This window comes from Acidovorax sp. GW823-FHT01C06, from assembly GCF_058798375.1.
Window position 1 is genome coordinate 120,414 of sequence record NZ_JBXAKN010000011.1, and the last position, 23,881, is coordinate 144,294.

Annotated in this window: 24 protein-coding genes; 11 read left to right on the forward strand and 13 right to left on the reverse strand. The window is 68.0% G+C overall.

The window, feature by feature from the left end:
- Positions 1-4 precede the first annotated feature (4 nt).
- The gene (locus AC1RCS_RS20725) at positions 5-760 is read left to right on the forward strand and encodes a hypothetical protein (protein ID WP_492245779.1); all 756 of its coding nucleotides are present in this window, start codon (positions 5-7) and stop codon (positions 758-760) included.
- 71 nt (positions 761-831) lie between these two features.
- Entirely contained in the window at positions 832-1,353 is a 522-nt protein-coding gene (locus AC1RCS_RS20730; protein WP_492245778.1) for a FlgO family outer membrane protein, read from the forward strand.
- Between the two features lie 260 nt (positions 1,354-1,613).
- Here AC1RCS_RS20730 and flhC read toward each other — a convergent pair whose 3' ends face one another.
- The 5 genes from flhC to AC1RCS_RS20755 form a co-directional block, all read right to left on the reverse strand.
- On the reverse strand, positions 1,614-2,171 hold the full coding sequence (flhC, locus tag AC1RCS_RS20735; protein ID WP_218293757.1) for a flagellar transcriptional regulator FlhC: 558 nt from the start codon (positions 2,169-2,171) through the stop codon (positions 1,614-1,616).
- A 57-nt stretch (positions 2,172-2,228) separates the two neighbouring features.
- Positions 2,229-2,555, reverse strand: coding sequence for a flagellar transcriptional regulator FlhD (gene flhD / locus AC1RCS_RS20740; RefSeq protein WP_056166924.1), 327 nt, complete (start codon positions 2,553-2,555; stop codon positions 2,229-2,231).
- Positions 2,556-2,872: 317 nt separating this feature from the next.
- Positions 2,873-3,772: a sulfurtransferase gene (locus AC1RCS_RS20745; RefSeq protein ID WP_492245777.1), complete on the reverse strand. Its 900-nt coding sequence runs from the start codon at positions 3,770-3,772 to the stop codon at positions 2,873-2,875.
- 77 nt (positions 3,773-3,849) lie between these two features.
- On the reverse strand, positions 3,850-4,761 hold the full coding sequence (locus AC1RCS_RS20750) for a DMT family transporter (protein ID WP_218293761.1): 912 nt from the start codon (positions 4,759-4,761) through the stop codon (positions 3,850-3,852).
- Between the two features lie 140 nt (positions 4,762-4,901).
- A complete protein-coding gene (locus tag AC1RCS_RS20755) occupies positions 4,902-6,056 on the reverse strand; it encodes an aromatic ring-hydroxylating oxygenase subunit alpha (RefSeq protein ID WP_492245776.1) in 1,155 nt (384 codons plus the stop codon).
- 309 nt (positions 6,057-6,365) lie between these two features.
- Here AC1RCS_RS20755 and xseB point away from each other — a divergent pair, with 309 nt between their 5' ends.
- The 5 genes from xseB (at position 6,366) to AC1RCS_RS20780 (ending at position 12,194) form a co-directional block, all read left to right on the forward strand.
- Positions 6,366-6,608 (forward strand): exodeoxyribonuclease VII small subunit, encoded by a 243-nt coding sequence (xseB, locus tag AC1RCS_RS20760; protein WP_218293763.1) that lies wholly within the window; start codon positions 6,366-6,368, stop codon positions 6,606-6,608.
- Positions 6,605-7,543 carry a polyprenyl synthetase family protein gene (locus AC1RCS_RS20765; RefSeq protein ID WP_218294430.1) on the forward strand — a complete coding sequence of 313 codons (939 nt, stop codon included), beginning with the start codon at positions 6,605-6,607 and terminating at the stop codon, positions 7,541-7,543. The genes xseB and AC1RCS_RS20765 overlap by 4 nt, the downstream gene beginning before the upstream one ends.
- A gap of 98 nt (positions 7,544-7,641) precedes the next feature.
- Positions 7,642-9,522: a 1-deoxy-D-xylulose-5-phosphate synthase gene (gene dxs / locus AC1RCS_RS20770; protein WP_218341673.1), complete on the forward strand. Its 1,881-nt coding sequence runs from the start codon at positions 7,642-7,644 to the stop codon at positions 9,520-9,522.
- Between the two features lie 282 nt (positions 9,523-9,804).
- Complete coding sequence (locus tag AC1RCS_RS20775) at positions 9,805-10,887, forward strand: TRAP transporter substrate-binding protein (protein WP_218293766.1); 1,083 nt, start codon at positions 9,805-9,807, stop codon at positions 10,885-10,887.
- 224 nt (positions 10,888-11,111) lie between these two features.
- Positions 11,112-12,194 (forward strand): TRAP transporter substrate-binding protein, encoded by a 1,083-nt coding sequence (locus AC1RCS_RS20780; protein WP_218293768.1) that lies wholly within the window; start codon positions 11,112-11,114, stop codon positions 12,192-12,194.
- Between the two features lie 407 nt (positions 12,195-12,601).
- Here AC1RCS_RS20780 and AC1RCS_RS20785 read toward each other — a convergent pair whose 3' ends face one another.
- The 4 genes from AC1RCS_RS20785 to AC1RCS_RS20800 form a co-directional block, all read right to left on the reverse strand.
- Positions 12,602-13,090, reverse strand: coding sequence for a hypothetical protein (locus AC1RCS_RS20785; protein WP_218293769.1), 489 nt, complete (start codon positions 13,088-13,090; stop codon positions 12,602-12,604).
- Positions 13,091-13,124: 34 nt separating this feature from the next.
- A complete protein-coding gene (locus AC1RCS_RS20790; RefSeq protein WP_218293771.1) occupies positions 13,125-14,645 on the reverse strand; it encodes a TRAP transporter large permease in 1,521 nt (506 codons plus the stop codon).
- 97 nt (positions 14,646-14,742) lie between these two features.
- Positions 14,743-15,282, reverse strand: a complete 540-nt coding sequence (locus tag AC1RCS_RS20795; protein WP_218293772.1) for a TRAP transporter small permease subunit — start codon at positions 15,280-15,282, stop codon at positions 14,743-14,745.
- Between the two features lie 318 nt (positions 15,283-15,600).
- Positions 15,601-16,722, reverse strand: a complete 1,122-nt coding sequence (locus AC1RCS_RS20800) for a substrate-binding domain-containing protein (RefSeq protein WP_218293774.1) — start codon at positions 16,720-16,722, stop codon at positions 15,601-15,603.
- A 50-nt stretch (positions 16,723-16,772) separates the two neighbouring features.
- On the opposite strand from AC1RCS_RS20800, the gene AC1RCS_RS20805 reads away from it, so the two are divergent.
- From AC1RCS_RS20805 to AC1RCS_RS20820, 4 genes are read left to right on the forward strand one after another with little or no spacing between them, the layout of a single operon-like run.
- A complete protein-coding gene (locus AC1RCS_RS20805; protein ID WP_218293776.1) occupies positions 16,773-17,510 on the forward strand; it encodes an ABC transporter permease in 738 nt (245 codons plus the stop codon).
- The gene (locus AC1RCS_RS20810; protein WP_218341672.1) at positions 17,507-18,235 is read left to right on the forward strand and encodes an ABC transporter ATP-binding protein; all 729 of its coding nucleotides are present in this window, start codon (positions 17,507-17,509) and stop codon (positions 18,233-18,235) included. The genes AC1RCS_RS20805 and AC1RCS_RS20810 overlap by 4 nt, the downstream gene beginning before the upstream one ends.
- Positions 18,232-19,059: an ABC transporter substrate-binding protein gene (locus AC1RCS_RS20815; protein WP_492245775.1), complete on the forward strand. Its 828-nt coding sequence runs from the start codon at positions 18,232-18,234 to the stop codon at positions 19,057-19,059. Before AC1RCS_RS20810 ends, AC1RCS_RS20815 begins: the two co-directional genes overlap by 4 nt.
- 9 nt (positions 19,060-19,068) lie before the next feature.
- Positions 19,069-19,908 (forward strand): molybdate ABC transporter substrate-binding protein, encoded by an 840-nt coding sequence (locus tag AC1RCS_RS20820; protein WP_492245774.1) that lies wholly within the window; start codon positions 19,069-19,071, stop codon positions 19,906-19,908.
- A 115-nt stretch (positions 19,909-20,023) separates the two neighbouring features.
- Here the strand turns inward: AC1RCS_RS20820 and AC1RCS_RS20825 are convergent, their stop codons facing one another.
- Genes AC1RCS_RS20825 through AC1RCS_RS20840 form a run of 4 tightly spaced genes read right to left on the reverse strand, consistent with a single transcriptional unit; the run spans position 20,024 to position 23,742 of the window.
- The gene (locus AC1RCS_RS20825) at positions 20,024-21,721 is read right to left on the reverse strand and encodes an ABC1 kinase family protein (RefSeq protein ID WP_492245773.1); all 1,698 of its coding nucleotides are present in this window, start codon (positions 21,719-21,721) and stop codon (positions 20,024-20,026) included.
- A 13-nt stretch (positions 21,722-21,734) separates the two neighbouring features.
- Entirely contained in the window at positions 21,735-22,211 is a 477-nt protein-coding gene (locus AC1RCS_RS20830; protein ID WP_369641842.1) for a DUF2269 family protein, read from the reverse strand.
- The gene (locus AC1RCS_RS20835; RefSeq protein ID WP_218294431.1) at positions 22,208-22,606 is read right to left on the reverse strand and encodes a DoxX-like family protein; all 399 of its coding nucleotides are present in this window, start codon (positions 22,604-22,606) and stop codon (positions 22,208-22,210) included. The genes AC1RCS_RS20830 and AC1RCS_RS20835 overlap by 4 nt, the downstream gene beginning before the upstream one ends.
- A complete protein-coding gene (locus AC1RCS_RS20840; RefSeq protein ID WP_492245772.1) occupies positions 22,606-23,742 on the reverse strand; it encodes a saccharopine dehydrogenase family protein in 1,137 nt (378 codons plus the stop codon). Before AC1RCS_RS20840 ends, AC1RCS_RS20835 begins: the two co-directional genes overlap by 1 nt.
- Positions 23,743-23,881: the final 139 nt, after the last annotated feature.

Below are 23,881 nucleotides of genomic sequence, written 5' to 3' on the forward strand. Positions count from 1 at the left end.
GCGCATGAAACACCACCGATCCCTCGCCCGGGTGCCGTTCTGGGCCGCCACCGCCGCCGTGGCGGCGTTGCTGCTGCTGGGCGGCTGCTCGTCCCTGGACGTGCCGCGCGCCGACAACTATTCCGCCACCGACCAGAAGAAGGCGCGCGCCGTGCACCACTGGGACGTGCTGGCCGACGACGTGGCCAGCCGCGTGGCCGGCAAGATCAGCGCCTGGTCGGCGGGCGAGTACCCCATCTACGTGGCGCCGTCCGCGGGCGATACGAGCTTCAACAACGGCTTTCGCAAGCTCCTGATCACGCGGCTGCTGGATAAGGGCGTGACGCTGTCCACCCAGCCCACGGCTGTCACCATGACGTTCGAGACGCAGCTGGTGCAGCACGAGGCGCGGGTCAACAGCATGGGCCCCCTGCCCTGGACGCGCCTGGCGCTGGGGGTGGGCGTGGCGCGCGACTGGTACCTGTACCACCAGAGCGCGGGCTCCATGCTGGCCGGTGTCACGGGCCTGGGCCTGGTGACCGACCTCACGCAGTACGCCATCAGCGGCCCGGCCGCAGGCGGCCCCACGCGCACCGAGGTGCTGATCACCACCTCCCTGGAGGGCGGCGACCGGTATCTGGCGCGCACCGCCGACGTGTACTACATCGAGCAGGAGGATTCGGTGCTCTACAAGACCAAGGCGCCCGAGATGTCCCCGCCTCCCCCGCCAGCACCCCCGCCGCCCACGCCAGTGAAGACCTGGCGGGTGGTTGCGCCATGACGGCCCGGCCATCCTTCAGCGTCAGGATGCCAGCCCGGGCGCCCGCTGCTGTGCTGGCATTGGTGGGACTCATGACACTGGGCCTGCTGCAGGGCTGCGTGACCAACCCCATGCACAGCTACTACTACGGCGACCGGGCGGGCGGAGTATCGCGCAGCAACCTCATCGAGCTGAATGAACGCGCCACCGATGCGCTGCTGCAGACCGCACCGCTGGACGCCAACCAGCCCGTGCTGGTGGCCACGCTGGTCAGTGTGGACCGGCTTACCGAATCGTCGCGGCTGGGCCGCATCTTCTCCGAGCAGATCGCGGGCCGCATGGTGCACCGGGGCCTGAAGGTGACCGAGGTGAAACTGCGCGAGAACCTGCTGCTGCAGCGCGACCAGGGCGAGCTGCTGCTGTCGCGCGAGGTGCGCGAGGTGAGCCAGGCCCAGGACGCGCAGGCGGTGGTGGTGGGCACGTACGCGGTGTCCACGTCGGTGGTGTACATCAGCCTCAAGCTGGTGAACCCCGTGGGCAACACCGTGGTGGCGGCGCACAACTATGCGGTGCCCATGGATGAAAACGTGCGGGCGCTGCTGGCCGGGAGGTAGCAGGGCGCTCGCAGGCCTCAACCGGATTTGATATTAATTTGATAGCTGCTCGCGCTTTTTTTATAAGCGCAAAGTGCCAATTTGACTTGGATTCTTGAACGCTCGACCCGACCGGGCGAGCCTTACGAACTGGCGCTGCCTTCCCCCTGCCAGGGATGGCAGGCAAGGGCCGCCCCGCAGCGAGGGCATCGTCCCCTTTCCCGAATCGCGTAGCGGTTCGAGAGAAGGGGGAAGCGGCAAAGCCGCTCGGGGGGATGTACTTAGTGCAGCATCAGTGCACCGGCCGTCTTGCTCTTGCCAGCGCGGGCGGGTGGGTTGCACAGGCCACAGGTGAAATGGCGGTTCTCGTACAGCTCGGTCACGAACTGGCCGCTGCACTGGGCGCACTTGGTGCGGGTGAGCATGCCGGCATCCACGAATTTCACCAGACGCCAGGCGCGGGTGAACGACAGCAGGGGTTCGATCTCGGCCGTGGCCACCTGTTCGTTGTACAGGCGGTAGGCCTTGGTCAGCAGCTCCACCGAATCCAGGTCCACGCCCTTGGACAGGTATTCGTAGATGTTCAAAAACAGCGAGCTGTGGATGTTCTCCTGCCAGGTCAGGAACCAGTCGGTGGAGAAGGGCAGCTGGCCCTTCGATGGCGACTTGCCCGCGATTTCCTTGTACAGGCGGATCAGGCGCTCGTACGACAGCGTGGTTTCCGACTCCAGCACCTGCATGCGGGCGCCCATCTGGATCAGCATGGCGGCGCGTTCGATCTGCTTGGATTCGTTCAGAACGCTCTTGGCTGGGGCTTTGGCGGCGGTGGTGGAGGACATGGCGGGCTTTCGGCGAGAGAGATGGAGGGCGTTCGGTGCAAAGGTCTGGCGGTGGGCTCAGAGCACTTCGGACACGCGGCTGGCCATCAGGATGTTGGCGTGCAGCGTGTTGGTGGCCTCGTTGCCCACCTTCTTGGCCGAGTGGTTGGTGAGCAGGCTCCACACCAGGTTGTCGTCCACGCGGAAGCTGCAAAGAAGCGTGTTTCTGGAGGCCAGTTTCATCACTTGCGCCGCCGACAGCGATGCGAGAATATCGGCAGACTCCTCGTTCATGCCCAAGCGGAACACGGCTTCGGCCTTGTCCTGACGGATCAGGGTTTGGGCCAACATCAGGTAGGTGAGGTTGGCTTCGCGGATTTCAGCGAGGATTTGTTCGTTGGTCATGGCAGCTTCCTTTTTTCCAGTGCCGGGTCTTGCGTTGCCTGCTGATTGCAGGTTTTGCGTGATCCGTTGAAATGGATTGTGAAACCGCCCCAATCAGAAATTAAGTCGGGGTTTGGCTGTGCCGCGTGTCTGGTTCTGCGGTGGGCTGTGTAGGAATTTGCCCTACACGCACATCAGGTGCAGGCTGGCATTTCAGGCGGTGGTCGCTGCTGTGGCAGTGGGCCCAGGCTGCCCACTTCTGTTCATGGTTTTGATAGCACCCTCAAAACCATCTTTTTTGCACTTTTACAACCTGCGCTGCCGTGCTGGACGCTGGATCAGCCTTTTTCGACCGGGCGCGTGGGGTCTGAACACCACTCGCTCCAGCTGCCAGCAAACAATGCTGTCGGGCCGAGGCCGGCTATCTCCATGCCCAGCAGATTGGGCACGGCGCTCACGCCGCTGCCGCACTGGTGCACCACGGTGGCGGGGTCACGGCCGCCTAGCAGCGCTTCAAATTCAGAGCGCAGCACGTCAGCAGGCTTGAAGCGGCCATCGGCGGCGATGTTCTCGGTGAACGGGCGATTGAGCGCGCCGGGGATGTGGCCCGCCACCGGGTCCAGCGGCTCCACCTCGCCACGGTAGCGGGCACCCGCCCGCGCATCGACCACGGTCTGGCCGGGCTGCCGCAGCCGGGTCAGCACGTCGGCGGCAGTGGCCAGCCGGCGCAGGGGTTCGCCCAGCTGGAAGTTGGACTGAAAGCGCGCGGGTTCCTCGCCGCTGGCCACCGGGCCGCCCGCGGCCTGCCAGGCCTGCAGGCCGCCATCGAGGACGGCCGCGGCATCGTGGCCCGCCCACTTGAGCATCCACCACAGCCGGCCGCAGTAGTTGGCACCCTGGCGGTCGTACACGACGGCCTGCATGTTGTTGGCGAAGCCCACGCTGGACAGCCACATGGCAAACCGTTCGCGGCTGGGCAGCGGGTGGCGGCCGCCGGACGCGGGCAGGTCGGCTTCCTGCGCGGTGAGCGTGCCGCCGGCGCCGGGCGCGCCGTGCCTGGCGCTCAGGTCGTTGTTGAGGTCGGCGTACACGGCGCCGGGAAGGTGGGCCTGCGCGTACTGCTGGGCGCCCGCGCTGGGATGCATCAGGTCGAAGCTGCAGTCGAACACCATCAGCGGCGCGCCGCTGGCGGCCAGGGCTTGCAGTTCGGGGGCGGAGATGAGGGTCGTGTAGGTCATGGGGTGCGGTCCGGTGCGAAGGGAAAGACGGGCTCCATTGTGTCCAGTTGGAAAGCCGATGGCATGCCCACTTCGTATCAATGTTCTTCGGCCGGCGCACCGGGCGCGGCGCGGGCCCGCAGGATGGTGGCCACGATACCGCTGCCCACGATGAGGGCCATGCCGATCCAGCCGATGGGCGGGATCTTGTCGCCAAACAGCAGCACGCTGTAGACGGCGGCGAACACGATGCCTGAATACTGCAGATTGGCCACCACCAGCGTGCCGCGCTGGGTCTTGGCGCTGGCGTAGGCCTTGGTCATGCACAGCTGGCCGCCCGCGGCCAGCACGCCGATGGGCAGCAGCCACAGCGCCTGCCAGCCCGGCCAGGCCGAGGTGCCGGTGAACAGCATGGCCACGCCGCCCGCCACCGCCGAGCCGACGGCGAAGTAGAAGACGGTGCGCGACTCGGGCTCGCCCAGGCGCGACAGCGCCACCACCTGCATATAGGCAAACGCAGCCGTCAGGCCCGACATCAGCCCGATCAGGCCGGCAAAGGCCTGGTTCTGGTCCAGGCTGGGGCGCAGCATCAGCACCACGCCCACGAAACCGACCAGCACGGTGAGTACCAGCGGGCCTTGCAGGGCCGGGCGCGGGGTGGCTGGCGAGGGGCGCCAGGCCAGCAGCGTGCCCCCGATCAGGAAGGCGGCGATCCACACGCTGCTCATGTAGTTGAGCGTCATGGCCGTGGCCAGGGGCAGGTGGGCGATGGCGAAGAACCAGGCTCCGAGCGAGGTCACGCCCACCAGGCTGCGCCAGGCGTGCATGCCGGGGTATTGCGTCGCCAGCGTCACCTTTTGCGAGCGCGCCAGCAGCCACAGGATGAACATGCCGATCAGGCCCCGGTAGCACACCAGCTCGGCCGAGTTGAAAAAGTCCGACGCGATCTTGACGCACACGCCCATGCTGGCAAACAGGAACGCGGCCAACACCATCCAGAGGGCTTGCATCGGGTTGTGGTCTCTCGAGGCGCGCCGTGGGGCGCAGAAATGAAAATAGCTGCCAGCGCTTATTTTTTAAGCACTGGCAGCTATTTTAATGAGAGCAGACCATGGTGGGCCTGCGGATTGGCGGGGTTTTGCCGCCGTATTCAGCGTTTTGGCGTGGCCGGGTCGATGGTGTCCGAGCCCATCGCCTCACGGTACCACTCGTGGAAGTGCTGCATGCCGTCTTCCATGGGGCTTTGGTAGGGGCCGACCTCGTTGTCGCCGCGCGCCAGCAGCGCCTTGCGGCCTGCGTCCATGCGCTCGCCGATCTCGTCGTCCTCGATGCAGGTCTCCATATAGGCGGCCTTCTGCGCCTCGACGAATTCGCGCTCGAACGCCGCGATTTCTTCGGGGTAGTAGAACTCCACCATGTTCAGCGTCTTGGTCGGGCTGATGGGGTGCAGCGTGGACACGGTGAGCACATGCGGGTACCACTCCACCATGATGTGGGGGTACAGCGTGAGCCAGATGGCTCCGTGCTTGGGCGGCTTGCCCTCCCGGAAGGCGAGCAGGGCCTCATGCCAGCGCTCGTACACGGGGCTGCCGGCCTTGCCCAGGCGGTTGGCCACGCCCACGGTCTGCACCGAGTAGTTCTTGCCGAACTCCCAGCGCAGGTCCTCGCAGGTCACGAAGCTGCCCAGGCCCGGGTGGAAGGGCCCCACGTGGTAGTCCTCGAGATAGACCTCGATGAAGGTCTTCCAGTTGTAGTTGCACTCGTGCAGCTCCACGTGGTCGAGCACGTAGCCCTCGAAGTCCAGGTCGGCGCGCGGGCCCATCTGGGCGAGGTCGGCGGCCACGTCGTAGCCGTTGTCCTCGAACAGCAGGCCGTTCCACTCGCGCAGCTTGTAGTTGTTCAGGTTCAGGCAGGGGTCGTTCGCGAAGTGCGGGGCGCCCAGCAGCTCGCCCTGGGGGCTGTAGGTCCAGCGGTGCAGGGGGCACACGATGTTGCCGCCCGCGCTGCCCTTTTGCTGGGTGTGCAGGGAGCCCTTGCCCTTGAGCATGACGGCCTGGCGGTGGCGGCAGACGTTGGAGACGAGCTCGACCCCGCCCTGGGCGTTGCGCACCAGGGCGCGGCCCTCGCCCTCCTGGGGCAGTGCGTAGTAGTCGCCGACGTTCGGCACGGACAGTTGATGCCCCACATAGCGGGGCCCGCGCTGGAAGATGGACTCCAGCTCGCGCTGGAACAGCGCATCGTCAAAGTAGCTTGAAACTGGTAGTTGGCTTGCGGCCTGCTGCAGTTGAAGACTTAAATCAGACATGGGTGACCTGACCTAAAGACTCCCCACAGGGAGGTGCGCCTGGGCGCATCTGGAAAAAAGAAACCGGCTCAGGAGATGAGCCGGCTCGACGGGAATGGGATTATAGGCGGTGGGGTTATTCCCGCATCCCACTTACGTGTATTGAAACCCCTGTTCCGGCCATCTGCTCACGGCGTGCCGCGGCCCCGTGGCGGGCCGGACACAGGCTTCTGGCGCCGGGGGCGGAGCGCGCCGGGGGGCGTCCCGCGCCGCGCCGCGGTGGTGCGCCTAAAATGACCGGTTTTTCACCCGCGCACCGTCGCCCCCTCCATGCCCAAGGCCCCCGCAACTCCCGCGCCCCCCGCCGAACCCGCTAGCTACGAAGCGGCGCTGGAAGAGCTGGAGCAACTCGTGGCCCGCATTGAATCGGGCCAGCTGCCGCTGGACCAGATGCTGGCCGGCTACCAGCGCGGTGCGGCGCTGCTGGCGTTCTGCCGCCAGCGGCTCGATGCCGTGCAGGACCAGATCAAGGTGCTGGACGAAGGACAGCTGCAACCATGGAACCAGGAATGAGCGCGGTGCCGATGGCGTGTGCGAGCCGACCCCTTGACATGAATCTCTGGAGCCAGAACCACCTGGCACGCGTGGAGCAGGCCCTCTCGCAGTGGGTGGGCCACGGCGCGCCCGCCGGGCTGGGCGATGCCATGCGCTACGCCGTGCTCGACGGCGGCAAGCGCCTGCGGCCCCTGCTGGTGCTGGCGGCCTATGAGGCGGTGTGCAGCGGTGCCTCCGCCTCCGCGGTATTCGACGACGCGGCGCTGCGCGCGGCCTGCGCGGTGGAGCTGATCCACGCCTACTCGCTGGTGCACGATGACATGCCCTGCATGGACAACGACGTGCTGCGCCGGGGCAAGCCCACGGTGCACGTGCAGTTTGGCGAGGCCCAGGCGCTGCTGGCGGGCGACGCCCTGCAGGCCTTTGCGTTCGAATTGCTGACGCCGGACAACACCCTCATCCCTGCGGCCACCCAGGCCGCGCTGTGCCGGCTGCTGGCCTGCGCTGCGGGGTCGGCCGGCATGGCGGGTGGGCAGGCGATCGACCTGGCCAGCGTGGGGGTTGCGCTCACGCAGGACCAGCTGCGGCAGATGCACCGCCTCAAGACGGGCGCGCTGCTGCAGGGCAGCGTGCTCATGGGCGCGGTGTGCGGCCATGCGGTGGGCGCGGCGTACCAGGCGCTGTCCGACTATGGCGCCGCCATGGGCCTTGCTTTCCAGGTGGTCGACGACATCCTGGACGTGGTGGCCGATTCGGCCACGCTGGGCAAGACGGCGGGCAAGGACGCGGCGGCCGACAAGCCCACCTATGTCTCGCTGCTTGGGCTGGAGCCCGCGCGGGCCCATGCCGACGAACTCCTGGGCGAGGCGCATGCGGCGCTGGCCCGCAGCGGCCTGCCCGATACCCGCGCACTGGCGGCCCTGGCGGACATGGTGGTGCGCCGCTCGCACTGAGCAGGGCCCTGGCCGTGCCGCGTCGCGATGAAGAAACATACCAAACTGGCCACTGGCGCTTATCGGTAAAGCGCTGGAAGCTATAAAAAGAATAGTAAATGTCCACGACGTCCTTTCCCCTGCTGCAGAACATCAATGACCCGGCAGACCTGCGCAAGCTCTCGCGCGCAGACCTCAAGGCGCTGGCCACCGAACTGCGCGAGTTCGTGCTGCAGAGCGTCTCCCAGACCGGCGGCCACCTCAGCTCCAACCTGGGCACGGTGGAGCTGACCGTGGCGCTGCACCACGTCTTCAACACCCCCGAAGACCGCCTCGTGTGGGACGTGGGCCACCAGACTTACCCCCACAAGATCCTGACCGGCCGGCGCGACCGCATGCATACGCTGCGCCAGCTGGGCGGCATCTCGGGGTTTCCGCAGCGGGCGGAAAGCGTGTATGACACCTTCGGAACGGCGCACTCGAGCACCAGCATCTCGGCGGCACTGGGCATGGCGCTGGCCGCCAAGCGCAAGGGAGAAGACCGGCATGCGGTGGCCATCATCGGCGACGGCGCGATGAGCGCCGGCATGGCCTTCGAGGCGCTCAACAACGGCGGCGTGGCCGACGCCAACCTGCTTGTCGTGCTCAACGACAACGACATGAGCATCAGCCCGCCCGTCGGTGCGCTCAACCGCTACCTGGCCCAGCTCATGAGCGGCCAGTTCTACGCCGCCGCCAAGAACGTGGGCAAGACCGTGCTGCGCCCCGTGCCGCCCCTGCTGGAGCTGGCCAAGCGCTTCGAGCAGCAGGCCAAGGGCATGGTGGTGCCCGCCACGCTGTTCGAGAAGTTCGGCTTCAACTACATCGGTCCCATCGACGGCCACGACCTCGATTCGCTGATCCCCACGCTCGAGAACATCAAGAGCCTCAAGGGCCCGCAGTTCCTGCACGTGGTTACCAAGAAGGGCCAGGGCTACAAGCTGGCCGAGGCCGACCCCGTGGCCTACCACGGCCCCGGCAAGTTCGACCCGGCCGTGGGCCTGGTCAAGAGCAGCGCCGCGCCGAAGCCCACCTTCACCCAGGTGTTCGGCCAGTGGCTGTGCGACATGGCCGCGCACGACGGGCGCCTGGTGGGCATCACGCCCGCCATGCGCGAAGGCTCGGGCATGGTCGAGTTTGAAAAGCGCTTTCCGGACCGCTACTACGACGTGGGCATCGCCGAGCAGCACGCCGTGACGTTCGCCGCCGGCATGGCCTGCGAGGGCGTCAAGCCCGTGGTGGCGATCTACTCCACCTTCCTGCAGCGCGGCTACGACCAGCTAATCCACGACGTGGCGCTGCAGAACCTGCCCGTGGTGTTCGCGCTCGACCGTGCCGGGCTGGTGGGCGCGGACGGCGCCACGCATGCCGGGGCGTATGACATCCCGTTTGTGCGCTGCATCCCGAACATGAGCATGGCCTGCCCGGCCGACGAGCGCGAATGCCGCCAGTTGCTGAGCAGCGCCTTCGAGCAGGACCACCCCGTGGCCGTGCGCTACCCGCGCGGCAGCGGCGCGGGCGTGGCGCCGCTGGCGGGCCTGGACAGCCTGCCCTTTGGCAAGGGCGAGATCCGCCGCGAGCGCCAGGGCACCCGTGCCGGTGCCCCGCGCATCGCCATCCTGTCGTTTGGCACGCTGCTGTACCCCGCGCTCGAAGCGGCCGAGGCGCTGGACGCCACGGTGGTCAACATGCGCTGGGCCAAGCCCGTCGACGAGGCGCTGCTGCGTGAAGTGGCCGAGCGCCACGATGCGCTGGTCACGCTGGAAGAAGGCGCGATCATGGGCGGCGCGGGCAGCGCCGTGACCGAAGCGCTCAACGCCATGGGCATCGTGCGCCCGGTGCTGCAGCTGGGCCTGCCGGACGTGTTCATCGAGCACGGCGATCCGGCCAGGCTCCTGGCATTGCAGGGGCTCGACGCGGCGGGAATCCGCAACGCGATAGAGAAGCGGTTCCCGGGCTAGGGCGAACGGCCGCGCTGCGCGGACTGGCCTCGCCGGCGGCCGCATGCCGTGGGTGGATGCGCAGGCAGTGCCCTCTGCTTTTTCCGGGACAGGGTGGGGCGCTGACGGCGGGGCCGCCAGCCGGTGCCGCGCATGGCCTTGCGTGCCCGGGAAAACCTAGAGGGCCAGCCGCGGACCCTCCTCCTACAATTGCGACAAAAGGCAACAGTGCCCGTCCCCCGCCAGCGCCGCAATGGCGCCATGCGCCCGCGCCTGCCAACACCCCTCTTGGAGACAAGTTCTATGGATCGCCGCTCTCTCGTCAGACACGCAGGTATCGCAGGGGTCCTGGCCACCGGCGTGGCGCCCGCGGTGTTTGCGCAGGCATCCATCCGGTGGCGCCTGGCCTCCAGTTTCCCCAAGTCGCTGGACACCATCTATGGCGGCGCGGAGGTGTTCGCCAAGGCCGTGAAAGTGATGACGAACGGCCGCTTCGAGATCTCCGTGCACGCGGGGGGCGAACTCGTGCCGGCATTTGGCGTGGTGGACGCCGTGCAGGGCGGCGCGGTCGAGATGTGCCATACCGTGCCGTATTACTTCTACGGCAAGAGCCCCGCCTTCGCGCTGGGCTCGGCCATCCCCTTCGGCTTCAACGCGCGCCAGATGAGCGCCTGGATGCTCCATGGCAATGGACGCAAGCTCATGGACGAGTTCTACGCCGGCTTCAGCATGGTCAGTTTCGCGGGGGGAAACACCGGCACGCAGATGGGCGGGTGGTACTTGCGCGAGATCAAGAGCCCGAGCGACTTCAAGGGCATGAAGATGCGCCTGGGCGGCGGTCTGGTGGGTGAAGTGATGTCCCGGCTGGGCGCCATTCCGCAGAGCATTCCGGGGGGCGAGATCTACCAGGCCCTGCAAAAGGGCACCATCGACGCCGCCGAATGGGTGGGGCCGTATGACGACCAGAAGCTGGGGTTCAACAAGGTGGCGCCCTTTTACTATTACCCCGGCTGGTGGGAGGGCGGGCCCGAGGTGGATTTCTTCATCCACAAGAAGGCGTTCGACGGCCTCTCGGCCGACAACAAGCTCATCGTGGAGGCAGCCGCCGCCATTGCGCACGCGGACATGCTGGCCAAGTACGACGCGCTGAACCCCACCGCGCTCAAGCAGCTGGTGGCCGCCAAGACCAAGGTGCTGCCGTTCTCGCAAAGTGTCATGGATGCGGCCTTCAAGGCTTCCATGGAGGTCTTTGCGCACAACGATTCCAAAAGCCCCGAGTGGAAGAAGATCTACGGGGACATGCGCAACTTCCAGCGCGACCAGATCCTCTGGTTCCGCTTTGCCGAAGCGCGCTACGACACCTTCATGTCGGCGCAGAAGATCTGACGCCGCTTCCAGGCGATGCGGCCCGTTGCGGCCTTGTGCGCGCGGGGCGCAGCCGATGCTTGCAGAACCCTGAAGCCCTGATCGGGCGTCTGGGATTTCACGGGAAAACCCGCAAATCCGGCACAGGGCATGTTCCTACAATCGACTCCGGTAAAAAGGTTCTTGGCCCGTGGGTTACCGCCCGTTGCGCCAAGTTGTGCAATCGAGTTTTCGGAGATAACCACATGGATCGTCGTTCAATCATCAAGCATGCGGGCATCGCGGGCGTGCTGGCCGCGGGTGTTGCGCCTGCCGTTCACGCGCAGGCTGCCGTGCGCTGGCGCCTTGCGTCGAGCTTCCCCAAGCCCCTTGACACCATCTACGGCGGTGCCGAGGTGTTTGCCAATGCGGTGAAGGCCATGTCGGGCGGCAAGTTCGAGATTTCGGTGCACGCTGGCGGCGAACTGATGCCCGCCATGGGCGTGGCTGACGGCGTGCAGCAAGGCTCCGTGGAAATGTGCCACACCGTGCCGTACTACTTCTACGGCAAGAACCCCGCGTTCGCGCTGGGCTCCGCGATCCCGTTCGGCATGAACTCGCGCCAGATGAACGCGTGGATGATGCACGGCAACGGCCGCAAGCTGATGGACGAGTTCTACGCAGGCTACGGCATGCTGAGCTTCGCGGGCGGCAACACGGGCACGCAGATGGGCGGCTGGTACCGCAAGGAAATCAAGTCGGTCGCTGACCTCAAGGGCCTGAAGATGCGCCTGGGCGGCGGCCTCGTCGGCGAAGTGATGCAGAAGATGGGTGTTGTTCCCCAAAGCCTGCCAGGCGGCGAAATCTACCAGGCGCTGGAAAAAGGCACCATCGATGCGGCGGAATGGGTCGGCCCCTATGACGACCAGAAGCTGGGCTTCAACAAGGTGGCGCCTCACTACTACTACCCCGGCTGGTGGGAAGGCGGTCCTGAAGTGGACTTCTTCATCAACCAGAAGGCCTTCGATGCCCTGTCGGCCGAGAACAAGGCCATCATCCAGTCCGCTTCGTCGCACGCCGCCGTGGACATGCTGGCCAAGTACGACGCCCGCAACCCCGTGGCCCTCAAGCAACTGATCGGCGCGAAGATCAAGCTGCTGCCCTTCACCAAGGACGTGCTGGACGCTTCGTTCAAGGCTTCCCAGGAGGTGTACGCCGAGAACGATGCCAAGAGCCCCGAGTGGAAGAAGATCTATGCGGACTTCCGCAACTTCCAGCGCGACCAGGTGGCGTGGTTCCGCGTGGCCGAAGGCCGTTTCGACAGCTACATGCAGACCCTCAAGCTCTGACGCCCCACCGCGCTCAGTGCAACAAGAAAACCGCGCCCTGGCGCGGTTTTTTCATGGGCGTCGTTTTTCTATTCGCTGTTCGGTCCGCTCGCCAGAGGATGGGCCCACGCAGCGGGAGCCGGGGCCGCCGCCGGGCTCCTCATCCCCGTGGCACGCAGCTCCACCCATGGCCAACCCCTGGCTCACCTTGCCCTGCGTGTGGCATGCAGCGCCCCCGGTGGCCGTGCGGGGAGTGTTCAAGAGGCCTGGGGGCACGGCGCGGGAGGTTGCACACGGGCCCCGGGAACGTCCGCCAGGAGAGTAGTCGCCGCTGCGCGTTGGCGAGTCGGGCCCGCCGTCGTGTGGAGCGCATGAAAAAGGCGGGCACCCCTCTCGGAGTGCCCGCCTCTCCACGAAGCCGTGGCGGCTCAGAATTGCCGGAAGGCGCTGAGCTCTTTTCCCATGCGCTCGAACTCGCCGATCAGTGCGGGCGTGGCGCCATAGAACACCGTGAACTTGCCGGCGAGCGTGCGCACGTACAGGCGGGGAGCGATGAGCCAGCTGAACCCGCGCACGCGGATCAGCCGCACATAGGCCAGGTCGTCGTAGGGCATGGCCTTGTCCCACACCCAGCGCTGGTGCAGGCCTTTCGTGTCCATGCGCGTGGTGCTCACCATGATGCTCCACCAGGTCCAGGCCATCAGCGCCAGGCCCGCGATGAACCATCCGGTGCCCGTGCCCACCGAGTTGCCCAGCGCTCCCCGTGTCCACAGCTGGGCGAACCACAGGGCGCAACCGCCCACGATCACGGTGGCCATGAGCCGGAACGAGCGCGAGAACGCGGGGCCCACGACCGTGCCGCCCTCGGGTGTAAATCGAAAGGGCTCGGGCAGGGGCAGCGGGGTGAGGTTCAGCATGGCAATGGGAGCGCGGGGATGGGCCTGTTGTGCATCACTTTGCCGGTTCCGACGCTGCTTCAGCCGGGGCGTTGCCGAAAGGGTTCTCGCCGGCGGTTTCTCCGCCCGCATCGGGCGTGGCTTCCGAGCGCATCAGGTCATCCGTCGGCACCTCGATCTGGACCTTGTCGGTGTCGATGATCTCCTGTTTGGGCAGGAACATGGTCACCGTCTGTGGCACGAAGATCACGATGGTCACCAGCAGCAGCTGCATGATCACCCAGGGAATCGCGCCCATGTAGATGTCGCTGGACAGCACGGGCTTGGGAATGCGGCCTTCCTTGAAGAGCGTGTTGGCGATACCCCGCAGGTAGAAAAGCGCGAAACCGAAGGGCGGGTGCATGAAGCTCGTCTGCATGTTCACGCACAGCAGCACGCCGAACCAGATCAGGTCGATGCCCAGCTTGTCGGCCACGGGGCCCAGCATGGGCAGGATGATGAAGGCGATCTCGAAGAAGTCGAGGAAGAACGCCAGGAAGAAGATGAACAGGTTCACCGCGATCAGGAAGCCGATCTGGCCGCCGGGCAGGCCCGAGAGCATGTGTTCGACCCACTTGGCGCCGTCCACGCCCTGGAACACCATCGAGAACACGCGTGCACCGATCAGGATGAACACCACCATGGCGGTCAGGCGCATGGTGCCCTGCATGGCTTCCCACATCAGGGCCAGCGTCAGGCGCTTGTGGATCGCGGCCAGGACCATGGCGCCCACCACGCCCATGGCGCCCGCCTCGGTCGGCGTCGCAATGGCGGTGTCGATGCCGGGCAGGCCGCCCATGGAGCCCAGCACGGCGAAGATCAGCAGGGCCGACGGGATGATGCCGCGCAGGCACTTGAGCCACAGCTTGGCGCCCGACATGGTGCGCGCTTCCTTCGGGATGCCCGGCAGGTAGTGGGGCTTGAAGACGCCCAGCATGAACGTGTAGCCCGCGAAGATCAGCACCTGCAGGATGGAGGGACCCCAGGCGCCGCGGTACATGTCACCCACCGAGCGTCCCAGCTGGTCGGCCATCACGATCAGCACGAGCGAGGGCGGCACCAGCTGCGTGATGGTGCCCGAGGCGGCCAGCACGCCGGTGGCGTAGCGCATGTTGTAGCCATAGCGGATCATGACGGGCAGCGAGATGAGCGCCATGGCGATCACCTGGCCCGCCACCGTGCCGGTGATGGCCCCCAGGATGAAGCCCACGATGATCACCGAGTAGCCCAGGCCGCCGCGCACGGTGCCGAAGAGCTGGCCCATGGAGTCGAGCATGTCTTCGGCCAGGCCGCATTTCTCGAGGATGGCGCCCATGAAGGTGAAGAACGGAATGGCCAGCAAAAGCTCGTTGCTCAGGATCCCGAAGATATTGATGGGCAGGTTGGCCATGAAGACGGCGGGGAACCAGCCCATCTCGATGGCGAAGAAGCCCGAGGCCAGCCCCAGCGCGGCCAGCGAGAAGGCGACGGGGAAGCCGATCAGCATCACCACCACCAAGCCCGCGAACATGATCGGGGCAAAGTTTTCCATTTGCATTTTGTTGTTCCTGAAAATCCGGAATTGAGAGCGTGGCGCGGCGGGCTTCGCAGCTCAGCGGCACCACGGGTTCATGGTTCGGCGCTTGCGGACCGGATTACTGAACCGGTTTCTCGTAGTGGGTGCTCATCTGATAGATGCCGCGCAGATAGGCCACGCGCTTGATGATCTCGGCCAAGCCCTGCAGGAACATCAGTGAAAAACCGATCGGCATGAGCAGGATGGCGGGCCAGCGGATCAGTCCCCCCGCATTGCCCGACATTTCGCCCGAGAAGAAGGCACGGGTGAACAGCGGCCAGCTCAGGTAGGCGATCAGCAGCATGGCGGGCAGCAGAAACACCACCAGGCCCGCGATATCGACATACACCTGCTTGTTGCCGCGCAGCTTGCCGTAGATGATGTCGACGCGCACGTGCTCATTGAGCATGAGGACGAACGGGGCGCCCAGCATCACGGTGGCGGCGAACAGGTACCACTGGATCTCCAGCCAGGCGTTGGAGCTGAGGTCCAGGCCATAGCGGATGAAGGCGTTGCCTGCCGAGATGAGCGCCGCGGCCAGGACGGTCCACGTGGCCACCTTGCTGAGCTTGCCGGAAATCCAGTCCATGCCCAAGGCTAATTTGAGTAGTGCTGACACTTGGTGTCTCCTGAGAGTATAAAAAAGGGGCGGGCCCAATGCGCTGCTGGGCCCAGGGGCATGTCCGCGGCCTGCACGGCGCGCAGCAATATCCCAACGGGTGTCCGAAAGTAACGCGCATCCTACCCCTTCGCCGCTGAAGAAAGCCTGACGCGCGGACATGGGGTTTTCCTCAGGGGGGCGGGTGTCTGCCCCTCTTTCTCCTGCCTTTTTTCTCCGGTGTCAGCCCACCGCGCCGTCTCCCGGCGGGCGGCCTGCTGCCCATGCCTCCTGTGGCTTCGGAGTCGCTTCAGCGGACTCCCGGGCCCCTTCCGTCCCTCAGGCCGTGGCGCGTGCCCGGCGCTTGGGGCGGGCAAAGCGCCACCAGGGCAGCACGGTGCTCATGGCCAGGACTTCGCCGCAGTGCAGGGGGGTGTAGCCCGGCAGGGCCCCCAGCCGCTCCAGCCATTCGGGGGTCTGCAGCAGCGCGCGCAGCGCCTGCGTGGCGGGCTGGTCCAGGCTGGCCTTGAGGCATGCCAGGTGGTAGCGCTCATGCACCAGCGGCACGAAGCCCAGTCCGCGCGCCCGCGCGGCCAGCTCGATGCCCATGCCCACGTCCGCGGCACCCGCGGCCACGGCCTGCGCCACCGCCGTGTGAGAGGGTTCGTTGAGCGCATAGCCCGCGATGGAGGTGGCCCCGATCCCGGCTTGCGCGAGCAGGTCGTCGAGCAGCACGCGCGTGCCGGTACCCAGCGGCCGGTTCACGAAGCGGGCCCCGGTGCGGGCGATGTCGTCCAGGCCGTGCAGCGCCAGCGGGTTGCCGGGTGCGACGATGAGGCCCTGGGTGCGCTGGGCAAAGCCGATGATCTTGTGCAGCCCGGGCTGCAGCAGGGGCTGGTAGGTGCGTGCCGTCAGAGAGTCCGCCTTGGCGTTGTCCACGGTGTGAAAGCCCGCCAGCGTGCAGCGCCCTTCGTTCAACGCGCGGATGGCATCCACGCTGCCGGTGAAGCGGATGTCCAGATGCAGCGCGCCCGTTCCGCCGTGCGCCGCGGCATGGGCGCGCAGCGCGGCCAGCGCGTCGTCATGGCTGGCGTACAGGGTGAGCACATGGGCGTGGGGGTCGAAGGCCACGGCGAATGCGCGTTCCAGGTCGGCGTGCAGCGCGGCGATCTGCGGCGCGAGCCGTGCCTGGGCCTGCCGCTCCGCCCACAGCAGCTTGGCGCCGAACTCGCTGAGCTGCGCCGACTGGCCCTTGCCCCAGATGATGAGTTCGCCGCCCAGCTGGTCCTCCCAGCGCTTGAGGGCCCCCCAGACGTGGCGGTAGGACAGGCCCAGCCCCCGCGCCGCGCCGGAGATGGACCCGTGCTCCGCCACCGCCTGCAGCAGTTCGGGCAGCGGGTTGCGGATCAGCGCGTTGCCGGCATCGCGGCTGAGTGTGTAGTGAAGTTGGACCCTATGCACGGGAGTTCATATCGCTGGATATTGGTTGGGTGCCTACGATAGCCGAACCCATGTCCACACTCTCGGAAAGCGCGAGCACAGCGCTGCAACTCACTCTCTCGTCCGACCCCGTCCTGTGGACCATCGTGGGCCGCTCCCTGTCGGTCAGCGCCACGGCGTGCCTTCTTGCCTGCGGCGTGGGCCTGGTGCTGGGCGCCTGGCTTGGCGTGGCCCGCTTCGCCGGGCGCGGCGCCGCGCTGGCGGTGCTCAACACCTTGCTGGCGGTGCCGTCGGTGGTGGTGGGGCTGGTGGTGTACCTGGTGCTCTCGCGCAGCGGGCCGCTGGGCTCGCTGGGCTGGCTGTTCAGCTTCAAGGCCATGGTGCTGGCGCAGGCCATCCTGGTGTTGCCGGTGGTCACGGCGCTCACGCGCCAGGTGGTGGAGGATGCCGAGCGCGCGCATGGCGAACAGCTGCGCTCCATGGGCGCGGGCCCGCTGCTGCGCGCCCTGCTGCTGGCGTGGGACGAGCGCTACGCCCTGCTGACGGTGCTGCTGGCATCGTTTGGCCGCGCGATCTCGGAGGTGGGCGCGGTGATGATCGTGGGCGGCAACATCGACGGCTTCACGCGCGTGATGACCACCGCCATCGCCCTGGAGACCAGCAAGGGCGACCTGCCCCTGGCGCTGGCGCTGGGCATCATCCTGCTGGCCGTGGTGCTGGCGCTCAATGTGCTGATCGCGCTGGTGCGCCGCTGGCGCGAACGGGTGGACGGCTCTGCCTCCAGCACCCCCGTGGGGGTGGCGGCATGAGCGGGCCCTTGGCAAACCCCTGGGTCGACCTGCGCCAGGTGACCGTGCGCTACGGCCACGTGCAGGCGCTGGACCGTGTCACGCTGCGCATCACCCCCGGCGAGCGCGTGGCGCTGGTGGGCGCCAACGGCAGCGGCAAAAGCACGCTGCTGCGCGTGCTCAACGGCCTGGCCGATGCCAGCGGGGGCGGCCTGCAGTGCGATGCCGCGCTGCGCCAGGCCATGCTGTTCCAGCGCCCGCACATGCTGCGCACCAGCGCACGGAACAACGTGGCGCTGGCCCTGTGGCTGCGGGGCGTGCGGTGGCGCGATGCCCGAGTCACGGCGCTCACGGCGCTGCAGCGCGTGGGGCTGCGGGACATCGCCGCGCAGAACGCGCGCACCCTGTCGGGGGGGCAGCAGCAACGCGTGGCGCTGGCCCGCGCCTGGGCGCTGCGGCCCGACGTGCTGCTGCTGGACGAACCCACCGCCAGCCTCGACCCGCATGCCAAGCGCGAGGTCGAGGCCCTGATGGCCGACTTTGCCGCCAGCCACAGCGCGGCAGGCCCGGCGCACCCCGTGACCATGGTGTTCAGCAGCCATAACCTGGGCCAGGTCAAGCGCCTGGCCAGCCGCGTGATCTACATGGAGCATGGCCGCCTGGTGGCCGACCTGCCGGTGCACGATTTCTTCAACGGCCCCCTGCCGGAGGCCGCCCGTCTGTTTGTCAAAGGAGAGCTGGTATGACGAGTTTCAAGACTTTTCGCGCTGCAGCGCTGGTACACAAAGCGCTGGTAGCTATTGTTTTGGTAGCGTCTGGTTCCGCGTTTGCGCAGAGCATCACCATGGCGTCCACCACCTCCACGGAGCAGTCGGGCCTGTTCGGCTACCTGCTGCCCGAGTTCAAGAAGGCCACCGGGCTCGATACCAAGGTGGTAGCGCTGGGCACGGGGCAGGCGCTGGACATGGCGCGCCGGGGCGATGCCGACGTGCTGTTCGTGCACGATCAGGCGGCCGAGGAAAAGTTCGTGGCCGATGGCTGGGGCGTGAAGCGCTATCCCGTGATGTACAACGACTTCATCCTGATCGGCCCCAGGAACGACCCGGTGGGCACCAAGGGCAAGGACATCGTGCAAGCCCTGCAGAAGTTGTCCGCGGCCAACGGCGGCTTCATCTCGCGCGGCGACAAGAGCGGCACCCACGCGGCCGAGCTGCGCTACTGGAAGCTCGCGGGCGCCGACGCCACCAAGGGCAGCGGCTACAAGGAATGCGGCTGCGGCATGGGGCCCGCGCTCAACATCGCGGCATCGAGCGGCGCCTACGTGCTGGCCGACCGGGGCACCTGGCTCAACTTCAAGAACCGCGCCGACCTGGCCATCCTGGTCGAGGGCGACACCAGGCTCTTCAACCAGTACGGCGTGATGGTGGTGAACCCCGCCAAACACCCGCACGTGAAGGCGCAGGACGCGCAGAAGTTCGTGGACTGGGTGGTGTCGCCCGCGGGCCAGGCCGCCATCGCCAGCTACAAGATTGGCGGCGAGCAGCTGTTCTTCCCGAACGCAGCCCCGTGAGAACGCGCCATGGAGCACCGCGTGAGGACGGCGGCCTTGGCCGCGGCCGTGGTTTGTGTGCTGGCCCTGCCGCTGGCGGGCTGTTCCACGGTGGCTGCCGAGGCCTTGGGCGCTGAAAAGGCACCCGTGCAGGTCTATGCCGCCGGCAGCCTGCGCGAGGCCTTCACCGAGATCGCGCGCGACCATGAAGCCCGCACCGGCCAGAAGGTGGCGCTGACCTTCGGGGCCTCGGGCCTGCTGCGCGAGCGCATCGAGAAGGGCGAGGCGGCCCAGGTCTTTGCCTCGGCCGACACCGACCATCCCGAGCGCCTGGCGGCCCGGGGCGGCTGGCGGGCGCCGGTGGTGTTCACGCGCAATGCGCTGTGTGCGTTGACCAGCGAACAGATCAGCGCCACCCCCGACACCTTGCTGGCCACCTTGCTGCGCAGTGACGTGCGCGTGGGCACGTCCACGCCCAAGGCCGACCCGTCGGGCGACTACGCCTGGGCGCTGTTCCGCCAGGCCGACAAGATTCAGCCGGGCGCCTATGCCCAGCTGGATGCCAAGGCCCTGAAGCTCACGGGGGGCGCGGACTCGCCCAAGCCGCCCGCCGGCCGGGGCACTTACGCATGGGTGATGGACCAGCGCCAGGCCGATGTGTTTCTGACCTATTGCACGAACGCGGTGGCCGCGCAGGCCGAGGTGCCGCGCTTGCGGGTGGTGCAACTGCCCCCCGCGCTGCAGGTGGGGGCCGCCTATGGCATGGCGGTGCGCGCCGATGCCCCCGCTGCGGCGCAGGCGTTTGCCACCGCGCTGCGGCAACCGGCGGCGCAGGCCGTGCTGCGGCGGCTGGGGTTCGGGCCGCCCTGACAACCGAATCCGAATGCGTCGGTCGGCGGTTGCTGTGTGCACACGCCATGCCCGCCCGCCTGGTGGGGTGGGCATGGCGTGTGTTTTTTTCCGGTGCCGCCGGGGGCCGCCGTGTTCAGTCGTCGTCGCGGTGGTGGCTGCTGCGCCAGATGGCGCGCACCAGCCACAGGCCGCAGACCACCGCGCCGAAGAATCCGAGAAACCCGAAAGCCGGCAGGCCGAACAGCGTGGGTCCGCCCTTGACGGTCATCACGATGGACGAGCCGATGATCAGCGCGGCAATCACCAGCGCCATCGCGAGCCGGTTGGCCGAACGGTCGATCTGGTCGCCCACGCGCTTGAGGTGGGCCAGCTCGATGCCCACCTGAAAATGCCCGCGCCGCGCATTGCGCAGCAGCCGCGCGACATCGTCGGGCAACTGCTCCACGGTCGATAGCGCGCGCCGCAGCGTCCACCAGGCGCGGCCCGCCAGCGCCCGGGGGTGGTAGCGGTCGCGCGCCACCTGCTGGAGCAGGGGCAGGGCCTCGGTGGCCATGTGGAAGTCCGGGTCCAGGTTGCGGCCCATGCCTTCGAGGGAGATGAAGGCCTTGATCAGCAGCGCCAGGTCCGCCGGCAGGCCCAGGTGGTGTTCGCGCAGGATGGCGGTCACGTCGGCCAGCATCTGGCCCAGGCTCAGCTGCGCCAGCGGCACGCCGTGGTACTGGTCCACGAAGGCCTCCACCTCGGTCTCCAGCTGGCCCAGGTTGACGCCGTGTTCGTCGCCCGTCCAGTCCAGCAGCACATCGGCCACCGCCTGCGGCTGGTGCTCCACCAGGCCCAGCAGCAGCTGCAGCAGCTCTTCGCGCCGGCGCTGCGACAGGCGGCCCACCATGCCAAAGTCGATGAAGGCAATGCGGTTGCCCGGCAGGTAGAACACGTTGCCCGGATGCGGGTCGGCATGGAAGAGTCCATCCTCCACGATCATCTTGAGCACGGCCTGCGCGCCGCGCCGGGCGAGCACCGAGCGGTCGAATCCGGCTTCGGGCACCAGCGCCCCCAGCGCGCCGCCTGGCGTTCCGTCGATGAAGTCCTGCACATTCAGGCGCTCGCGGGTGTGCTCCCAGTACACGCGCGGGATCACGATGTGGGGCAGCTGCGCCAGGTTCAGCGCGATGCGCTCGGCCTGCCGGCATTCGCCGGCCAGGTCCAGCTCGCGGCGCAGGGAGCGCGCGAACTCGCGCACCAGCTGCTGCGGCCGGTAAGGCTTCAGCGCAGGCAGTTCGGCCTCCGCCAGCGCGGCCAGGCGCAGCAGCAGGCGCAGGTCGGCGTGGATGGTGTCGGCAATGCCGGGGCGGCGGATCTTGACGATCACCTCGGGACCATCGCGCAGCCGCGCGCGGTGCACCTGCGCGATGGAGGCCGCGGCCAGCGGCGTGGCGTCGAACCAGGCGAACACCTCTTCCGGCTCGGCCCCCAGGTCTTCCCGCAGTTGCGGGCGCAGCACATCGAGGGGCACGGCGGGCACCTGGCTGTGCAGCTTTTCAAACTCGGCGATCCACTCGGGGCCGAAGAGGTCCGCGCGGCCCGCCAGGATCTGCCCGAACTTCACGAACGCAGGCCCCAGTTCTTCCAGTGCCAGCCGCACCTGGGCGGGTGGCTCGACGCGGGCCAGGTCGGCGGCATGCGCCCAGTGCAGGGCCTGGCCGGCGCGTTCGAGCCTGTCGGCCAGGCCGAGGCGGCGCACGGTGTCGCCAAAGCCATGGCGCACCATCACACCCAGAATTTCCTTCAGGCGCCCCAGGTCGCGCGCCGTGTCCAGGGTCTCTATGAGCATGGGGCGATGATAGTCAGAACGCCAGCGCAGGCTTGTTCACCATCAGGTAGAACACCACCGCCATGGCCGCGAAGGCGGGGTAGCCCAGCGCCTCCCACCGGCGTGCATAGCGCCAGTACCGCGCGGGCGGGGCGCTGCCGCTGCGCGCCGCCTCCGCCGCCATGTCGCGCATGCGCAATTGCAGCCACACCACCGGCACCCAGCACGCACCGGCCACCGCGTAGAGCACGAGCGATGCGGCCAGCCACGGCGTGCTCCACGGCAGGCCCGCCATCGCGGCCATCGCCAGCCCCGTGGCCGGCTGGATGAAGACCGTGGGGGTGGTGAACCACCAGTCGGCGCGCACCACGAGGCGGCTGACCACGGCCTGCGCCTGCACGTTGCCGCTGCGGTTGGTGAAGAAGAGGTAGAACGCCGAGCCCAGCCCGGTGCCCACCAGTAGCACGCTGGAGACGATGTGAATCCACTTGAGGATGAGGTACAGGCTCATGGCGGGGGCGGCGAGGTGGTTGTGTCCTGCAGCAGCACCCACAGGATGGCGGCGATGGGCAGGTTCTTGGTGAGCGGCCCCAAGGGGTGCAGCCACCATGCGGGGTGGATGAGCGTGGCCAGCAGCGTCATGGCGGCCATCAGAAGCAGTGCGGCCGCATATGCGCAACGCCCGGGGCGCAACGCCAGCCACAGCCCCAGCACGAGGTCGGCAGCGGCCCCGGCCAGGATGAGGGCGGTGGGCAGCCACGGTGCACCACCGTCGGTCCACGCCCTGGGCAGGCCCGCCAGCAGCTCGCGGCTCTGGCCGTGGAGCTCCCACACGCTGGCGAAGGCGGTGGCCAGCCAGACCGCGACCAGGCTGTAGCGCAGCAGACGGTGTTGCGGCGGCGCCATCATGGTGGCGCGGGCTCCTCGACCACATCCGTCTGCATGCCCCATCGTGCGAATTCGGGGGCGAAGGCCTCCAGCGGGAGGAGTCCGGTACTGGTATGGGCGCCGGTCGGCAGGGGATGCCCGGCGGCGAGCCGCCGGGCGAGCAGGATCGCGGCCATGCAGGGGATCTCGGGGCCGTGGTCGTGGTCTGCCGCGATGTGCCAGGCCCGGCGGCACGGCTGGCCCTGGGCACCGGTGCCCGCCGCGCGCACCACCATGCCCCCCAGCGGAGTGCCCAGGAAATCGAGCACGCCCCCGGTGTGGTGCATCAGGCCCGCCAGCATCTCGGGGCGGGGCAGGATGCCCCAGCCGCGCAGCGCGGCGATGGCGGCGAAGGTGCGCTGCGCCAGGCCGACTTCCAGCGCGGCGCGGAAGGTGACGCGGTCGGTGGCCTGGTAGTGCGCGGGAAAAATCTCGAGGTCCGGGATGTCGCATACCGCGCCCAGGCGCGGCCGCAGGCGGTGGAACTGGACGCGGCTGGGTTGCGCCCAGCCGCGCCGGCGCTGCCAGCGCCCGCCCTCCCACACGGGAATGGGCAGGCCGCAGTAGCTCAGCACCGCGGCCAGCGTGGCCTGCCCGCGCGGCGCGCGCTGCGCGGGGGCGATGCAGATGTCGATGCTGTCGATGCGCTGCCAGCCCGCGCACAGGTGGTCGATGACGGCCGAGGACAGCGCCGGCACCGTGCTGGCGCCCGTGACGGCCGTGCGCTGCGCGGCGGTGAACGGGCCGTGCATGGCGGCAGGGAAATCGCACACGAATCGGCGGCCGTCGGCCAGGTCGACGTAGTGCGCTCCCGCCTCGGCGGCGGCCTGGGCCACGCCGTAGCCCTGTGCCTGGAACGGCCCGGCCGTGTGGATGACCAGGCCCACGCCCCACTGGCGCAGCGTGGCGGCCAGGCCGGGTGCCTGGTGGTCCAGCGCCACGCCCCGGGCTCCATGCCCGAGCGTGCCGGCCAGCGCCTGGGCGCGTGCCGCGTCACGGCCCGCCACCAGCAGCGCCACGTGGCGCGCCGTGGCGGGGTCGCCGGCCAGCGCGCGGCAGATGCGCGCGCCGAAGTTGCCGTAGCCGCCGAGGACCAGGGTGGTGAGTGCCGTCACGGGTGGTGCATGTCCAGGAGAAGAGGGGGTGAAAGGAGAAGGGCAGGCGCCAGGCCGGGTGGCTGGCGGTGTTTCCGGCGGCGCGCGGTGCGTTCGCATTCCCTGCTGGCGCGCTCCCGCGCGGTTGCGGCGGGGTGCG

Bases quoted from the DNA above. Each gene is read 5' to 3' on its own strand.
- AC1RCS_RS20725 (WP_492245779.1), top strand. From the start codon at position 5: ATGAAACACCACCGATCCCTCGCCCGGGTGCCGTTCTGGGCCGCCACC.
- AC1RCS_RS20730 (WP_492245778.1), top strand. From the start codon at position 832: ATGACACTGGGCCTGCTGCAGGGCTGCGTGACCAACCCCATGCACAGC.
- flhC (WP_218293757.1), bottom strand. From the start codon at position 2,171: ATGTCCTCCACCACCGCCGCCAAAGCCCCAGCCAAGAGCGTTCTGAAC.
- flhD (WP_056166924.1), bottom strand. From the start codon at position 2,555: ATGACCAACGAACAAATCCTCGCTGAAATCCGCGAAGCCAACCTCACC.
- AC1RCS_RS20745 (WP_492245777.1), bottom strand. From the start codon at position 3,772: ATGACCTACACGACCCTCATCTCCGCCCCCGAACTGCAAGCCCTGGCC.
- AC1RCS_RS20750 (WP_218293761.1), bottom strand. From the start codon at position 4,761: ATGCAAGCCCTCTGGATGGTGTTGGCCGCGTTCCTGTTTGCCAGCATG.
- AC1RCS_RS20755 (WP_492245776.1), bottom strand. From the start codon at position 6,056: ATGTCTGATTTAAGTCTTCAACTGCAGCAGGCCGCAAGCCAACTACCA.
- xseB (WP_218293763.1), top strand. From the start codon at position 6,366: ATGCCCAAGGCCCCCGCAACTCCCGCGCCCCCCGCCGAACCCGCTAGC.
- AC1RCS_RS20765 (WP_218294430.1), top strand. From the start codon at position 6,605: ATGAGCGCGGTGCCGATGGCGTGTGCGAGCCGACCCCTTGACATGAAT.
- dxs (WP_218341673.1), top strand. From the start codon at position 7,642: ATGTCCACGACGTCCTTTCCCCTGCTGCAGAACATCAATGACCCGGCA.
- AC1RCS_RS20775 (WP_218293766.1), top strand. From the start codon at position 9,805: ATGGATCGCCGCTCTCTCGTCAGACACGCAGGTATCGCAGGGGTCCTG.
- AC1RCS_RS20780 (WP_218293768.1), top strand. From the start codon at position 11,112: ATGGATCGTCGTTCAATCATCAAGCATGCGGGCATCGCGGGCGTGCTG.
- AC1RCS_RS20785 (WP_218293769.1), bottom strand. From the start codon at position 13,090: ATGCTGAACCTCACCCCGCTGCCCCTGCCCGAGCCCTTTCGATTTACA.
- AC1RCS_RS20790 (WP_218293771.1), bottom strand. From the start codon at position 14,645: ATGCAAATGGAAAACTTTGCCCCGATCATGTTCGCGGGCTTGGTGGTG.
- AC1RCS_RS20805 (WP_218293776.1), top strand. From the start codon at position 16,773: ATGTCCACACTCTCGGAAAGCGCGAGCACAGCGCTGCAACTCACTCTC.
- AC1RCS_RS20810 (WP_218341672.1), top strand. From the start codon at position 17,507: ATGAGCGGGCCCTTGGCAAACCCCTGGGTCGACCTGCGCCAGGTGACC.
- AC1RCS_RS20815 (WP_492245775.1), top strand. From the start codon at position 18,232: ATGACGAGTTTCAAGACTTTTCGCGCTGCAGCGCTGGTACACAAAGCG.
- AC1RCS_RS20820 (WP_492245774.1), top strand. From the start codon at position 19,069: ATGGAGCACCGCGTGAGGACGGCGGCCTTGGCCGCGGCCGTGGTTTGT.
- AC1RCS_RS20825 (WP_492245773.1), bottom strand. From the start codon at position 21,721: ATGCTCATAGAGACCCTGGACACGGCGCGCGACCTGGGGCGCCTGAAG.
- AC1RCS_RS20830 (WP_369641842.1), bottom strand. From the start codon at position 22,211: ATGAGCCTGTACCTCATCCTCAAGTGGATTCACATCGTCTCCAGCGTG.
- AC1RCS_RS20835 (WP_218294431.1), bottom strand. From the start codon at position 22,606: ATGGCGCCGCCGCAACACCGTCTGCTGCGCTACAGCCTGGTCGCGGTC.